This is a genomic window from Asticcacaulis sp. W401b, from assembly GCF_046503825.1.
In the GTDB taxonomy this organism is placed as follows: Bacteria; Pseudomonadota; Alphaproteobacteria; order Caulobacterales; family Caulobacteraceae; genus Asticcacaulis.
In genome coordinates, this window is record NZ_JBKFEE010000003.1 from 353,447 (window position 1) to 367,680 (window position 14,234).

Consider the following 14,234-nt stretch of genomic DNA (forward strand, 5'->3'; position numbering starts at 1 on the left):
GTGTCCCCCGATAATTCAGTTCTTGGCCGGCGCGGGCGGCGGCGCTGCGGGTGCAGGCGCCGTCTTCAGGCCGGAGAGCAGGTCTTCGACCATCCAGGCGTCTTGCGCCTGCGGATAGGTCCTGAGATAGGATTCGTAAGCGGCGATGGCGTCCTGCGTGCGGCCCATGCGGCGATAGACCTCACCCAGTTGCCGACGGGTTTCCGGCGGCGCATCGGGCAGGGCGGCGGCTTCGCTATAGGCATTGGCGGCGGCCAGCAGGTCCTGAGACCCCAGATTGTCCTTGGCCCTCAGGCGATAGGCCTCACCGGCATAGAAGCTGAGCAGGCCGCGATCAAGGCCGTCCTGCTGGAGTTCGCCGATCAGGAACAGGGTCTGGCCATAGTCCTGACGCCGCAGATCGTCCTTTAGCCAGCGCCCAAGATAGGGGCGGATATGGGCGCGATAGGCGGCGCGCTTCTCTTTTTGCACCGCGTCGGAATCGCTTTTGACCTTAAACCCTTCGGCCTGCCGGCTGAGCGCATCGACGCGCTCGCTTTCCAGCGGGTGCGAGCCGAAGACATTGATGCGTCCGCCGCGTTTGCGCGTGCGTTCATAGTCCGACGCCTTGGTCTCGTCGATCAGATAAGACCAGATACGCACCGCGGCATAGGGATCGTAACCGGCCTTCAGCGCATAGGTGTTGCCAAAGCGGTCGGCCTCGCTCTCATTATCGCGCGAATAGGCGAAGTAGGAGGCGATGGCCCCCAGATACACCGCATCGATCAGCCCGCCGGTCAGGTTCGATATGTCGCGCGCCGCCGAATAGCTGCCCGCATTGGCGGCCGCACCCGCGCCGATGATGGCAATGACCATGCCCGCAGCAGCGGCGGCGTTCTGGTTCGACTTGACCGTCTCAAACGCTTCGGTCGAGTGGTTGTGGCGATAGTGGGCAAATTCGTGCCCCAGAACAAACGCCACCTCGTCCTCGGTCTGGGCCCGCAGCAGAAGGCCGGTCCACACCTCGGTATAGCCGTTGGGGGCCATGGAGGCGTTGAAGAAGGGACGGTCCATCACATAGAGGCGCAGATCGCCTTTGTAGTCTCCGGCCACCCGATCCAGCACGCTGCGCACATAGGCATTGAGCGCTTCATCGTGGTTGCGCTCCCCCGAGGTGCGAGCGTCGCGTTCGGCCTTTTTCGTCTCTTCCCAGATGGAGAATTCCAGCGTTCCGGCCACAGGCGTCTGGCCCGGCAGGCGCTCCGGATATGTGTCGGCGGCCACGGCCGGTTGCATCGCCGTCATCAGCAGCGCGCCGGTGAGAGCGGTGAGCGCGCGGCGCATCAGAGCGGCAGGTCCTTGAACAGCTTTTCGACCGCCGCCGTCGCCCCTTCGGCTTCGCGGATGTCGGTGCCCGACGCCACCATGTTAAACTGATACCACACGATCTGCCCCGTATCGAGATCGACCAGTGTGGATTGCAGGCCCTGACCCCCGAACTGCATCGGTCCGCCCAGCAGCGCCATGCCGACGTTCAGCGCCGCCTTGGCCGAGCTTTGATAGCTGCCCTTACAGGTGAGGAACAGAGCATAGCGCGGCGCCTTGTCCGCCATTGCGGCGGGGACCAGCGTGCGTGCGCCACTGCCCAGCGTCCAGTCGAAGGTGGTCTTGGTCGGCAGACGCAGCATAGGCACCTGTTGCCAGGCGATGGCCGAGACCACCTCATCGTTCAGTTTCAGTATCTGAAGGGCGCGCGGGTCTTCGTAGGTGTCGAGCGCCACTTCGCTGACGGCGTATTTCCTGGTCTTGAGGGCGGTGGTCAGGGCCGCCGACAGGTGCCCCTGCGCGGCTTTTGACCAGTCCGAACGCGGCTCCTGCACGCCGCCGGCGGTCAGCAGGGACAGGCTGACTTCGGGGGTGACGATCAGAAGCGGCGCGCCTTCGGCCGGTTTGTCGATCTTGACGAAGGACTTGATCGTCTGGGCCTGCGCCGCGACGGGGGCGACAACGCATGAGAACGCGCAGGTGGCCATAACGGCGGACACCGCCGCTGCGAAAAGTACTTTTTTCATCGAATCCCTCCCCCGAAGGCAAATAAAGCCCGCCCGGACAGGTTTCCGTGGCGAAACAAACCTGAACTTCAGGATTGCAGAGAGGGAAGCTAATCGAAAACGGATGCCCTCGCAAGAGGTCATCCGCTGCGATAAAGACTTTCAACTACAAGGCGTTATTTTTGCAATGCGGCATCCAGTGCTTCGGCGAAGGCCTGCGGCTGATCGTACATGATGAAGTGACGGCTGTCCTTGATGCCGACAATAGTGAGGTTCGCCGTACCGTTATATTGCAGGGTATAGAAACCGGACGTTTGTTCCGCCGTGTAGGGCATGGAGGCGTGGTGCGGCACAAGGACCGTTACCGCGGCGGTGATCTTCGGAAGCTCAGGGCGCAGGTCCATGGTCATGTCGTCATAGAAGGCCTGAGCCGAGACGCGGCGGTCGCTCAGCGCCGTCCACAGGGCGATGTGGCGCTGGTGACGTTCGGCATCCGTGGTGGCCGCCGCCAGAGCGGCACGGGCAGCGTCCTGCTGCGCCTTATAGGTGGCGTCATCGACCTTAAGCTGGGCGTCGCGCAACTGAGCGGCCTGCGGGGCGATCGTATCGACCGTGGCGACCGGGTTGAACAGCACGCCGATAAAGGGCAGGGCATCGACGACGACCAGCTTCGACAGGGCCTGCGGGTGGCGGGTGGCCAGCTTGAGCCCCATCAGCCCGCCCAGCGAATGACCCACCACAATGGGGTCTTTCAGCTTGTTTTGCACGATATAGGCGTTCAGCGCCTCAACGGACGGGGTGATGACCGCGCCCTGGGCATTGCCGCCGGCGGGCTCACCGGCAAAGCCTGCGATGTGCAGCAGGTGCAGGCGATAGCGACTTTTGAGGCGTTCGGCCGTGGCCTCCCACACCTCGCGGGAGCAGTTGAGGCCGGGAATAAGGATCAGGTCGGGGCCCGTGCCCACCACCTCAACCGAAAAGCGCGCCGTGGGGGCATCGGGGTAAAGGGTAGCGGATTTGGCGGCCGACAGATTGGCGGCGAGGATGCCCAGGGCGACCACGACCCAAATGGCAAGGTGGTAGCGCGAAGGCTTTGCAATAAAGCGCTTGAACATAGGATTTCCTTTTCAGATCAGTTTCTTATTCGCCTGAGTTCAGCCGATGCGGATTTTCAAAAATCGCTTCGACGGCAAGGTCGAAAATGGCGGCGATGCGATAGGCCAGATCGAGCGACGGATCATGTTTGTCGGACTCGATGGCGATAACGGCCTGCCGCGAGACATTGAGGCGGGCGGCCAGATCGGCCTGGGTCAGACCGGCCTCGGTGCGCAGGTCTTTCAGGCGGTTCTTCATTTGCTGCCCCGTATGAAGGGCGACGCCAGCCCGAAGCAGGCCCAGAACATCGGATAGACCAGATAGCGCTCAATCAACTGGGTCTCGGTGAAGTTCTCGATAAAGCCGATAACGGTGCTGAGGAACAGGGTCAGGCCCATGGCGATCAGGACGCGGCGGACCATCATGGCGCGGATAAACTCATCCGAACGTTCGATAAAGCGCAGGAAGGTAACGATGGTCCCGCCGATGGGCAGGGCGGGCAGGACGGCCAGTGCGTACAGCAGTGGACCCGTCGGGTGATTGGCCTTGATATACAGGATCGCGCCGATGAGCAGGCCGGCATAGAGCGCCATCCAGATCAGCATCTGGATCGTGTATTCGGCGGCGGGTGTTTTCAGGTTCATGGGTGTCGTCCTTGGCGAAAGGGAAAGGACATCGGGCCGGATGTAAGGTTAAGCTTACATCGCAAAAATGTAATGTCAACCTGACATGAGAAAAAAATGTCAGGTTTGCGTTACATGCCAATCTGTCGCAGTTGTCGAAACGCGAACGCCGTGATATTAGGTACTGACCAGTCAGTCAGTAAGGCCCATGTCCGACCTTTTGCCCAAGAAAAGAGTGCGTCTGTCGCCCGATGTGCGCCGCGACGCCCTGTTGCAGGCGGCGCACGACCTGTTCAGCCGCCACGGCTTTGCCGATACGCGCATGGACGATGTGGCGGCGGCGGCGGGCGTGTCCAAGGGCACGGTCTATCTCTATTTCCCGACCAAGGAAGCGCTGTTCGAAGCCCTGTTGCGGCGGGACGTCCTGCCGCGCGTCGGACGCATCCTGTTTGTGCTCAACCATTATAACGGCCCGGTGGGCTGGCTATTGAAGCGGGTGGCGCACTTTATCGGTGGCAAGATCGACGCGGGGACTGTGCCCCTCTATCCCAAGCTGCTGGTGCGCGAAGCCTCGCGCTTTCCCGAACTGGCGCGCTTTTATCATGAAGAGGTGATCACGCCGGTTCTGGGGGCGCTCGAAGACCTGTTCCGGCGCGCCATAAGCCGCGGCGAGCTGGGGGCGGGGGATGCGAAACTCTACGCCCATCTGTTTATCGCCCCAATGGTCAAGGCGGCCCTGTGGTACTTTACTTTCGGTGAGATCAGCGCCCCGGTGGTCAAGGCGCGCCCCTATCTGAAGGCCCATGTCGAGACGTTTCTGAGAGGAGTGAGGCCATGAGCCGTCCCTACGCGCTTCTGTGTCTGCCGCTAGTGCTAAGCGCCTGCACGCGCGAAGAGGCCGGGCACTATACGGGCTATGTCGAGGCGCAGTCGGTAGCGGTGGCGGCACCGCAATCCGGCTGGCTGACGCAGGTCTATGTCGATGACGGCGCGGCGGTCAGCGCAGGCCAGCCCCTGTTTACGCTCGATGCGACGCAGCAGCAGCAGGCCTTGAGCGGTGCCGAGAGCCAGAGGCGGGCCGCGGAAGCGACGGCGAGTGATCTCAGCAAGGGCGCGCGCGAGGTGGATATCGCGCCCCTGCTGAAAGAGCGCGATCAGGCGCGCGCTTCGCTCGACCTCGCCCGTTCCGAAGAGGCGCGCTACGCCAGGCTGGCGCCGCAGGGCTATGTGTCGCAGGCCAAACTCGATCAGCTTCGGGCGACGCGGCAGGCGGCTGAGGCCAATGTTGCCGCCATTGAACGCACTATCGAGGCGCGGCGGCAGGCGGCGCGCACGGATCAACTGGCCGCCGCGCAGGCTCAGGCGCAGGCCGCCGGGGCCGAGGCCGCTCAGGCGCAATGGGTGCTGGACGAACGCGCGGTGAAGGCGCGGCTCAGCGGGCAGGTCGAGCGGCGTCTGCACGAGGCCGGGGAATTTGTCGCGGCCGGCACGCCGGTGCTGAGCGTCTATCCAAAGGGGCGCGAATTTGTGCGCTTTTACGTGCCGCAGGGCGATTTGCCTAAAGTCAAGGTCGGGCAGACGGTCCGGGTGTCCTGCGACGGCTGTCAGGCGCAGACGGCGAAGGTGCGCTACGTGTCGCTGGAGGCCGAGTTCACACCGCCGGTCATCTATTCGGTGCGCGAGCGCAAGAAGCTGGTCTTTCTGATCGAGGCGACGCCGCAAAAACCCGACGCGCTCAAGGCCGGTCAGCCGGTGGATGTGGCGCTATGAGGGGAGTAATTTCATACGCCCCCAGCGTGCTGGGGGAGGTGGATTTGACGCCCGAAGGGCGGCAAAGACGGTGGGGGGCGGCCCACCCTCCGGTCTATCGAACGGGTTCCTCCGTAAACCGGGGGGGATAAAGGATGACCGACCTTGCCATTGACGTGCACGGCCTGACCAAGCGCTTCGGCGATCGCGTGGCGGTCGATAATGTCGCCATCCGAATGCCGAAGGGGCAGGTCTGGGGTTTTCTGGGGCCGAATGGTTCCGGAAAAACGACAACTATCCGTATGTTATGCGGACTTCTTAAACCCGATGCGGGGCAGGGCACCTGCCTCGGTTACGATCTCATCGCCGACAGCCGTCAGATCAAGCGGCAGGTCGGTTACATGACGCAGAAATTCTCCTTCTGGGAAGACCTGTCGATCCGCGAAAATCTGGAGTTCGTGGCGCGGCTTTATGAGCTTAGGAATATAAGACAAGTCGTTGATCAGACGCTGGAAACCCTGGGCCTTAGCAGTCGTCAGAAACAACTGGCCGGGACGCTTTCGGGCGGCTGGAAACAGCGGCTGGCGCTTGCCGCCTGTACCCTGCACAACCCCGCCATGCTGCTGCTGGATGAGCCGACAGCCGGCGTCGATCCGCAGGCGCGCCGCGACTTCTGGGACCAGATTCACCGGCTGGCAGCCGAAGGCCTGACCGTGCTGGTTTCGACCCACTATATGGACGAGGCCGAGCGCTGCGACGAAATCGTCTATATCGCCTATGGCCAGTTGATGACGCAGGGGCCGGTGAGCCGTATCATCGACGAGAGCGGTCTGCACACCTGGGTGGCCGAAGGGCCCGGTGTGCGGGCGCTGGCCGATCGTCTGCGCGGCCGCGCCGGGGCCGAACATGTGGCCTATTTCGGCTCGGCCCTGCACGTGTCCGACAGCGATGCCGCCAAACTCGACGCCCTGATCGCCAGCGAAGGCGGGGCGGGCACGCAGTGGCGACGCGAACGCCCCAGCCTTGAGGACGTGTTTATCCATCTCATGAGTCAGGCGGAGGACAGGTCATGATCGCCCCGCTGAAACGCATCCTCGCCATACTGGCCAAGGAATTTATCCAGATGCGGCGCGACCGCATGACCTTCGGCATGATGATCATGGTGCCGATTATCCAACTGACCCTGTTCGGTTTTGCCATCAATTCCGACCCGCGCCACCTGCCAACAGCCGTCTATCTGGAGGAAAGCAGCCCTGCCGTGCGGTCCATCGTCGCCGCCATGCAGCAATCGACCTATTTCGACATCAAAAAGCAGGTGTTCGACCCGGCGCAAGCCGATCGTTTGCTGCAAAACGGCGAAGTGGCCTTTGTTGTCGAGGTGCCATCGGGCTTTACGCGCAGCCTGCTGCGTGGTGACCGGCCGCAACTGCTGCTGTCGGCGGACGCCTCTGACCCCTCGGCGGCTTCCGGGGCGGTGGGGCAGATGAACGAGATTGTGCGAAGGGCCATCAATGAGGGTTTGGGGCGCGGTTGGTCCAGTCTGCAAGGGCAGCAACCCTTTGTTGATGTGGTGGTCCATCGCCGCTACAACCCCGAAGGCATCACCCAGTACAATATCGTGCCGGGGCTTCTGGGGGTCATCCTGACCATGACCATGATCATGATCACCTCCATGGCCATGACGCGCGAGCGCGAACGCGGCACGTTGGAAAACCTGCTGGCCATGCCGGCGCGTCCGTGGGAGGTGATGGTGGGCAAGATCACCCCCTATGTCGGGGTGGGGCTGATCCAGACCGGTATCGTGTTGCTGGCTTCGACCTTCGTATTTGGCGTGCCGTTTTTGGGCTCGCCGTGGCTGCTTCTGGCCTGTGTCGGCCTGTTTATCATCGCCAATCTGGCCGTCGGTTTCACCTTCTCAACCATTGCCCGCACCCAGATGCAGGCCATGCAGATGACCTTCTTCTTCTTCCTGCCGTCGATCCTGTTGTCGGGCTTTATGTTCCCCTTTCGCGGTATGCCCGACTGGGCGCAGTGGATCGGCTCGGTCTTCCCGTTGACGCATTTCCTGCGTGCCGTGCGGGGCATTATGCTCAAAGGCGCCGATGCCGCCGCCGTGTGGCACAATATCTGGCCGCTGTTGGTTTTCATCACGGTCGCCAGCTTTATCGCGCTGAAGCGTTATCGGGTGACGCTGGACTAGATCATTATGATTTCTGGTAGAAACATAATGATCCAGATTTTTGTTTAGCCCCTCGCCGGGTGCGAGCTCCGCCACCTTGGCCGCCGCCTCAATGGCGGCTTGAGCGGAATGATTCCAGTAGAAATCATTCCGCTCTAAACATGAAATTTTTGTGTGCGGCGCGAAATTAACCCAAATTAACCGTTGCGGCCGTAAAACCGAATCCAGCGTTTTATCAAAACGAGGTGGAAGATGACGGTTCAGGGTATCAAGCCCCTGCGCGACGGCGTGCTCGCGGGGGCATTGGTGTTCAGCGTGGCGCTGGTGGCGTCTCTGGCGGTCTATATGACGGCGCAGCACGGCATGAAGACCGAGATTCGCGACAACCTGAACGGCCTGTCGCATCAGGCCGCCGCCTTGCTGGATACGGCAACCCTTTCGAGCTTCACCTCCGGGACGGACAAGGCGGGCACCGACTATCAGCAGGTCGCCGCACCGTTTCAGAAGTTGGTCGATGCCGACAAGCGCCTCGCCTTCATCTACGCCATGGTCGAGCGCGAGGGTAAGGTCTATTTCGTCATGGACGTGCAGCCGACCGGCAGCAACGGTGAGCCCTCGGCGGTGATGGAAGAATATAAAGATGCCTCGCCCCTGCTGGTGCAGTCTTTCCGTGACCGCAAGGGTGCGACCGAAAGCGAACCGGTCACCGACAAATGGGGCACCTTCCTGTCCGGCTATGCGCCCTTCACCGATGCGTCCGGGCAGTTTGCCGGTCTGGTTGGGGTGGACATCACGCTGAAAGAATATCAGGCCAGCCTCAATCGTATCCGTCTGGCCCTGCTGATCGGTCTGGGTCTGGCGGCCCTGTGTGCAGTCGGGGTCGGCTTGGGCGTCTATCGGGCGCGTCAGGTCATGGCTCGCTCGCGGAAGGCCGCCGCCGAGCAGGCGCAGCGCATCAGCGACATGGAACGCCAGCGTCAGGAAACCGAGGCGCACGAAGCCGAACGCGCCGCACAACTGCGCCGCCGCACGCTGAATGCCCTGGCCGACGAACTGGAAGCCTCGGTGACGACGGTGGTCAGTGAGGTGGTGTCGGCCACGGCCCTGCTGAAAGGCGAGGCCGATAACGTCACCCACATCGCGCAGGACACCAAGACGCGCACCCATCGCGTCTCGGGCATTTCGCAGAACGCCGCCTCCAACTCGGCTCAGGTGGCCGCCGCGGCCGAAGAACTGACGGCCTCCATCGCCGCCATCCGCGAACAGGCCGAACACGCCGCCGCCGTGGTGCGCGTGGCCTCGGACAAGGGCGATACGGCCAAGTCGGTGATTCAACGGTTGAGCGAATCGTCGGGACGGATCGGCGATGTGGTCGGACTGATCAACACCATTGCCGGTCAGATCAACCTCCTGTCGCTCAACGCCACCATCGAGGCGGCGCGCGCCGGTGAGGCGGGCCGCGGCTTTGCGGTCGTGGCCTCTGAGGTCAAGGCCCTGTCCAATCAGGTGTCGAAGGCGCTGGGCGATATTTCGGCGCTGGTCGGGGCCATTCAGTCCGAAACCCAGTTGTCGGTTGAGGCGATGAACGACATCCTGCGCACCATTGCCGAGATCGAGACGGGCACCGGCGTCATCGCCGAGGCTGTGGGTCAGCAGTCGCAGGTGACCGCGGAAATTTCGCACACCATCCACGCCACGGCGGCCGGGGCGCGCGAAATCGCCGACAATATGCAAAACGTCACCGACTCGGCGGAAAACACCGGCCTGACGGCGCAAAAGGTCGCCGGGGCAAGCGTTGCCTTGCAGGGCCGCGCCCGCGAACTGAGCGACAAGGTGGACGGTTTCGTGCGCCAGATACGGGCTTAAGACATTTCTGACACAGTCAGGCGCTCAGCTCTGTCCTTGAGGTTCAGGGCAGTGGGCGCTCATCGAATCCTTATGGCGATAGCCTTATCCGGCTGTCCTGATCATTTTCCTGAAGGATTTCCGATGAAAACGCTGTTTTTGACTGCCGCCGCACTCGCCTTCGCCGCGCCCGCGCTGGCCCAATCACCCGCAGACTTCTCCGGCCCGTACATTGCGGGGCAGGGCGGCTATGCCAAGACGAAGCTGGAGGTGACCTATAATAACGGCACCACCACGCAAAGCACCTCAGATGACACCGGTAATGGCGCGGCGGGGGGCATTCTGGGCTTCAATGCGCAAAGCAACGGTACGGTGTTCGGCGTCGAGTCCGACCTGAACTGGAACAATGCAAATGACCGGTACACGGTGCTGGGTGAAGAGGTGGAAACCGGCATCGACTATTCCGGCGCGGTGCGTGCGCGTCTGGGTTTTGTGTCGGGTAACACCCTGTTTTACGGTGCGGCCGGTGTCGCAGGGACGCGCGCCTATGTCGAATATGACGGCGAGAAGGAAACCGAAACCGTCGCCGGCTGGACGGCCGGTATCGGGGCCGATCACGCCTTTAGCGACCGCGTCTTTGGCCGCATCGAATACCGCTATACCGATTTTGGCGACGTCGAAGACGATGGCGTAAAGGCCGAATTGACGCAGCAGTCGGTGTGGCTGGGTCTGGGCATGAAGTTCTGATATCACCCCCAAGGTTGAAACAGGGCAGGCGTCTGCGGACGTCGGCCCTTTTTCGTGTCACGGGCTTTTTCCTTTGAGATTTGGCGTCAGAAGTGCCAAACAGTGCGCCGGTAAAACCCAAGGCCGATAAAAACCTAAGGCCGGTAAAAACCAAGGTACGTGTGATGACGAACGAACAGGTCAACCCCATCCCCAACATACTGACGGCCACCCGGCTGGTGCTGGGGATCGCCATGTTTGTGCTGATGGCGGTGTCGGCGGATGCCATTCCCATGGTGTCGGTGATGCCGGACATGATCTTTGGGTTGCAACGCTGGGCTTTTTATCTGTTTGTGGTGGCGGCGGCGACCGACTATCTCGATGGTTATCTGGCGCGTCGGCTGAATGCCGTTTCGGTCTGGGGCTCGATCCTCGACCCTATCGCCGACAAGATTCTGGTTTGCGGCACGCTTCTGGGCCTGTTCGCCATGCACACGGGCGACCCCATCTTCGTTCTGCCCGGCGCCATCATCCTGTTCCGTGAATTCGCTGTCTCGTCCTTACGCGAAGCCACCGCCGGGCGTAGCCTGTCCCTGCCGGTGACCCTGCTGTCGAAGTGGAAGACCGCCATTCAGATGACGTCGCTGGGCGCGTTGCTGATCACCGAAAGCTGGGCCGCCTTCGGTTTGGAAAAGCTGCTGCCCCTGTGGTACGACCCCTTCTTCACCATCGCCTATCTGGCCCTGTGGTTCGCCGCCCTGGCCTCGATCTGGACGGGCGTGACCTACTTTATCCAAACGCGCCGCCAACTCTAAAAGGCTTTTCTCCGGCGATCTGGGGCGTCGGCGTCGCTTGCCCGTATTCATATACGGGCGGCGCTAGCCTCCTGCCATCTCATCCGGATTAAAGCCCTTTACGCAGCCAGCCCGCGACTCGGTTATCTGGGGCGTCGCTAGCCTCCTGCCATCTCATCCAAATTGAGGGCTGCGCGCCGTTCAGCAAGACGGTTCGGCTGCCTGATGAAAAAGTTAACGCGCTAACCGTCTTTCCAAACGCTTCGTTAACCATGTTCTGAGAGGCTTAAAGCCTGTATGGACTCATGGTGTCGGGCGGGTAATGGCCAAGAAAGAGAAACCCAAGAAGGAAGAGGCGCCGCCGGTTGACGGTGCCGAAGGCGAAGAGGGCGAAGCCCCAAAGAAAAAAGGCTTGCCGATCATGCTGATCGCCATTGCCGGTGGCGCGGTTGTGCTGCTGGGTGGGGGCGGGGCCGCGGCCTATTTCCTGTTTCTCAAGCCCAAGCCCGCCGCCGAAGCCGGTGCGCACGGCGAAGAGGCCAAGGGCGGCCACGGCGAAGAAAAGAAAAAGGACGACGGCCACGGCAAGAAGAAGGAAGAGAAGGGCGGCCACGGTGGTGGCGGTGAGAAGGTCGATCCCAAGACCCAGCCGGTGATCGCCGAGGGGCCGGACGGCATCACCTACTTCACCCTGCCGGACACGCTGGCCAATATCCAGACGACCAATGGCAAGGCGACCTATCTCAAGCTGAAACTTACCTTTGAAGTGGCGGATCACGAAACGGTCGAGCTGCTCAACCAGAGCCTACCGCGTATTGACGATGTGTTGCAGGGCTTCCTGCGCGAGCTGCGCCCGGAGGACGTGACCGGCTCTCAGGGCAATTATCAGTTGCGTCTGGAGATTCTGCGTCGCGTCAATCTGGTACTGGCCCCGCATAAGGTCAATGCGGTGCTGATTGAGGAGATGCTGATTACCTGAATCAGGGTAACAGCAGGTTTCGGGTAAGAGTCGGGAAGCAGGCGTAAATGGCGGAAGTCGATCAGGAAGCCTTAATGGCCCAATGGGAGGCCGAACTGGCCGCCGAGGCCGAAGCGGCGACCGGCGGCGGGGGCGACGGGGGTGCGGGTGATCTGGCGGCCGAATGGGAAGCTATGGTCGGCGGCGGTGGAGGCGATGCACGCATGGCCTCGCCGACCGGGGCTGAGCGCATCCTCAATCAGGACGAAATCGACAGCCTGCTGGGCTTCGACCTCAGCGACGACGATTACAATGAGCGGTCCGGCATCCGGGCGATCATCAATTCGGCCATGGTGTCCTATGAACGCCTGCCGATGCTGGAAATCGTCTTCGATCGGCTGGTGCGCCTGATGACGACCTCTTTGCGTAACTTCACCTCTGACAACGTCGAAGTGTCGCTCGATAATATCTCGTCCATCCGCTTCGGCGACTATCTGAACTCCATCCCGCTGCCGGCCATTCTGGCGGTGTTTCGTGCCGAGGAACTGGACAATTACGGGCTTTTGACCGTCGATTCCAACCTGATCTATTCCATCGTGGACGTGCTTCTGGGCGGGCGGCGCGGCACGGCCGCGCTGCGCATCGAAGGCCGCCCCTACACCACGATCGAGCGCGTGCTGGTACAGCGCATGGTCGAGGTCATCCTGCACGACGCCAAGATGGCGTTTGAGCCGCTGACGCCGGTCAATTTCAATCTGGACCGTCTGGAAACCAATCCGCGCTTTGCCGCCATTGCGCGCCCGGCCAATGCCGCCATTCTGGTCAAGCTGCGCATCGACATGGAAGACCGCGGCGGCCGCGTTGAGTTGCTGCTGCCCTATGCGACGCTGGAACCCATCCGCAAGATGCTGCTTCAGCAGTTCATGGGCGAAAAGTTCGGCCGCGATAACATCTGGGAAAGCCACCTGGCCACGGAACTGTGGACGACTCAGATGGAAGTGCGCGCCGTACTCGACGAACAGCAGATGCCGCTGTCTGAGGTCTTGAACTTGAAGGTCGGTGAGACCATCGTGCTCAATGCAACGGCTGATTCTCCCATTGAACTGCGGTGCGGCACGATTCCGCTGACCAATGGCAAGATGGGACGCAAAGGCCACAATATCGCTGTCCGCGTCGATCACCCGCTGGCAGCCTCAACCAAGCGCCGATTGACGCAGATCAGGAAGAAGTAGTCCGCCCCCATGCCCGCCGCCGCCGGACTGATCATGGATATGGTCCTTATGGGCCTGCTGCTGGTGGCCCTGTGGTACGGCATGCGCCTCAATGCGCGCCTGAAGGCGCTGCGCAACGGGCAGGAGAGCTTCATCAAGGCGGTGGCTGAGCTGGATCAGGCGGCCATCAAGGCGCACGCCTCCTTGCGCGAGTTGCACACCAATGCCGACGAGTCGCAGGAACTGCTGCACGGCCGCATTCTGGCGGCGCGCGACCTGTTGTCGAAGCTGGAAAGCCAGATTAACCGCGCCGAACGCGCCCGCCGTGACCTCGAAGAGGTTAATGTCACCCCTGTGACGCGCATCGTCGAACCTGAGCCGGAGCCCCCTCTGTCGGTGGCGCGCAGCGCTCAGCGCGACAGTTGGGCCGGGGCGCGTGGGGCCGAAGGGCGTCAGACCTATGCCGGGCGCGGACGTCCGGCCTTTGAGGACGAGGATGAGGCCGATGAAGACCTCAACCTGCCGCTTTCGGGGCGTCTGCGCGACATGAATGACCGCCTGTCGCGCGGTCAGCGCCCCGAAACGCCGCCCGTCCCGCGTCCGGAGGTCGATGAACAGGCCGCCGTCAGCGCCATCGGGCTGGAAGCGATTAACGAAATGTTGAGAGCGTTCGCCGATCCTGAGGACCGTGAACCCCAGCGTCCGGCCCGCCGCCCCTCAGCGGAAATGCCGCCGCTGCGTACCGAAGGCCGCAGAAGCGCGCCGCCCGACCGTTCTGTGGCTCCGAATGTTCGTCCCGACTCTTTGCGGCTGTCGCGTTCGCGGCTGCCGTCGGCGCTTGATGACGAACTGTTTGACGCGGGTCAGGCGGCTGAGCCGGACAGGCCCGCTCCCCAAGCCGCAGAGGCGGCCCCCAAACCCGCGCGCCCCCTGTTCCGGCGGCTGCGTTGACCCGAGCGCATTCCGAAACGGAGTTCGGCGAAGCCAAAAGTGTGAAGCGGTTTTCGGATTCAAATGCGCGCTA

General features: G+C 62.2%; 15 protein-coding genes. 10 read left to right on the top strand and 5 right to left on the bottom strand.

The genetic code is table 11. From position 1 onward, the window contains the following. Nucleotides 1-15: 15 nt before the first annotated feature. The 5 genes from ACK8OE_RS09240 to ACK8OE_RS09260 form a co-directional block, all read right to left on the bottom strand. Nucleotides 16-1,323 carry a M48 family metalloprotease gene (locus tag ACK8OE_RS09240; RefSeq protein ID WP_410272293.1) on the bottom strand — a complete coding sequence of 436 codons (1,308 nt, stop codon included), beginning with the start codon at nt 1,321-1,323 and terminating at the stop codon, nt 16-18. Then, nucleotides 1,323-2,051: a hypothetical protein gene (locus ACK8OE_RS09245; protein ID WP_410272294.1), complete on the bottom strand. Its 729-nt coding sequence runs from the start codon at nt 2,049-2,051 to the stop codon at nt 1,323-1,325. The genes ACK8OE_RS09240 and ACK8OE_RS09245 overlap by 1 nt, the downstream gene beginning before the upstream one ends. A 155-nt stretch (nt 2,052-2,206) precedes the next feature. Then, nucleotides 2,207-3,145 carry an alpha/beta fold hydrolase gene (locus tag ACK8OE_RS09250; protein WP_410272295.1) on the bottom strand — a complete coding sequence of 313 codons (939 nt, stop codon included), beginning with the start codon at nt 3,143-3,145 and terminating at the stop codon, nt 2,207-2,209. 25 nt (nt 3,146-3,170) lie between these two features. Beyond that, entirely contained in the window at nt 3,171-3,383 is a 213-nt protein-coding gene (locus ACK8OE_RS09255; RefSeq protein ID WP_013478946.1) for a helix-turn-helix transcriptional regulator, read from the bottom strand. Continuing rightward, entirely contained in the window at nt 3,380-3,769 is a 390-nt protein-coding gene (locus tag ACK8OE_RS09260) for a hypothetical protein (RefSeq protein ID WP_290799872.1), read from the bottom strand. Before ACK8OE_RS09260 ends, ACK8OE_RS09255 begins: the two co-directional genes overlap by 4 nt. 187 nt (nt 3,770-3,956) lie before the next feature. Here ACK8OE_RS09260 and ACK8OE_RS09265 point away from each other — a divergent pair, with 187 nt between their 5' ends. From ACK8OE_RS09265 to ACK8OE_RS09310, 10 genes are all read left to right on the top strand, one after another. Further along, nucleotides 3,957-4,586 (top strand): TetR/AcrR family transcriptional regulator, encoded by a 630-nt coding sequence (locus ACK8OE_RS09265; RefSeq protein WP_410272296.1) that lies wholly within the window; start codon nt 3,957-3,959, stop codon nt 4,584-4,586. Continuing rightward, nucleotides 4,583-5,518, top strand: coding sequence for an HlyD family secretion protein (locus tag ACK8OE_RS09270; RefSeq protein WP_410272297.1), 936 nt, complete (start codon nt 4,583-4,585; stop codon nt 5,516-5,518). Before ACK8OE_RS09265 ends, ACK8OE_RS09270 begins: the two co-directional genes overlap by 4 nt. Before the next feature lie 134 nt (nt 5,519-5,652). Beyond that, nucleotides 5,653-6,570, top strand: coding sequence for an ABC transporter ATP-binding protein (locus ACK8OE_RS09275; protein ID WP_410272298.1), 918 nt, complete (start codon nt 5,653-5,655; stop codon nt 6,568-6,570). Further along, nucleotides 6,567-7,697, top strand: a complete 1,131-nt coding sequence (locus ACK8OE_RS09280; protein WP_410272299.1) for an ABC transporter permease — start codon at nt 6,567-6,569, stop codon at nt 7,695-7,697. Before ACK8OE_RS09275 ends, ACK8OE_RS09280 begins: the two co-directional genes overlap by 4 nt. 231 nt (nt 7,698-7,928) lie before the next feature. Further along, nucleotides 7,929-9,542 carry a methyl-accepting chemotaxis protein gene (locus ACK8OE_RS09285; protein ID WP_410272300.1) on the top strand — a complete coding sequence of 538 codons (1,614 nt, stop codon included), beginning with the start codon at nt 7,929-7,931 and terminating at the stop codon, nt 9,540-9,542. A 123-nt stretch (nt 9,543-9,665) separates the two neighbouring features. Next, nucleotides 9,666-10,268, top strand: a complete 603-nt coding sequence (locus ACK8OE_RS09290; RefSeq protein ID WP_410272301.1) for an outer membrane protein — start codon at nt 9,666-9,668, stop codon at nt 10,266-10,268. 164 nt (nt 10,269-10,432) lie between these two features. After that, nucleotides 10,433-11,062 (top strand): CDP-diacylglycerol--glycerol-3-phosphate 3-phosphatidyltransferase, encoded by a 630-nt coding sequence (gene pgsA, locus ACK8OE_RS09295; RefSeq protein ID WP_126420434.1) that lies wholly within the window; start codon nt 10,433-10,435, stop codon nt 11,060-11,062. Between the two features lie 301 nt (nt 11,063-11,363). Further along, on the top strand, nt 11,364-12,020 hold the full coding sequence (locus ACK8OE_RS09300) for a flagellar basal body-associated FliL family protein (RefSeq protein WP_410272302.1): 657 nt from the start codon (nt 11,364-11,366) through the stop codon (nt 12,018-12,020). Nucleotides 12,021-12,067: 47 nt separating this feature from the next. Then, a complete protein-coding gene (gene fliM / locus ACK8OE_RS09305; protein ID WP_013478935.1) occupies nt 12,068-13,231 on the top strand; it encodes a flagellar motor switch protein FliM in 1,164 nt (387 codons plus the stop codon). Nucleotides 13,232-13,240: 9 nt separating this feature from the next. Next, nucleotides 13,241-14,161 (top strand): DUF6468 domain-containing protein, encoded by a 921-nt coding sequence (locus ACK8OE_RS09310; RefSeq protein WP_410272303.1) that lies wholly within the window; start codon nt 13,241-13,243, stop codon nt 14,159-14,161. Nucleotides 14,162-14,234: the final 73 nt, after the last annotated feature.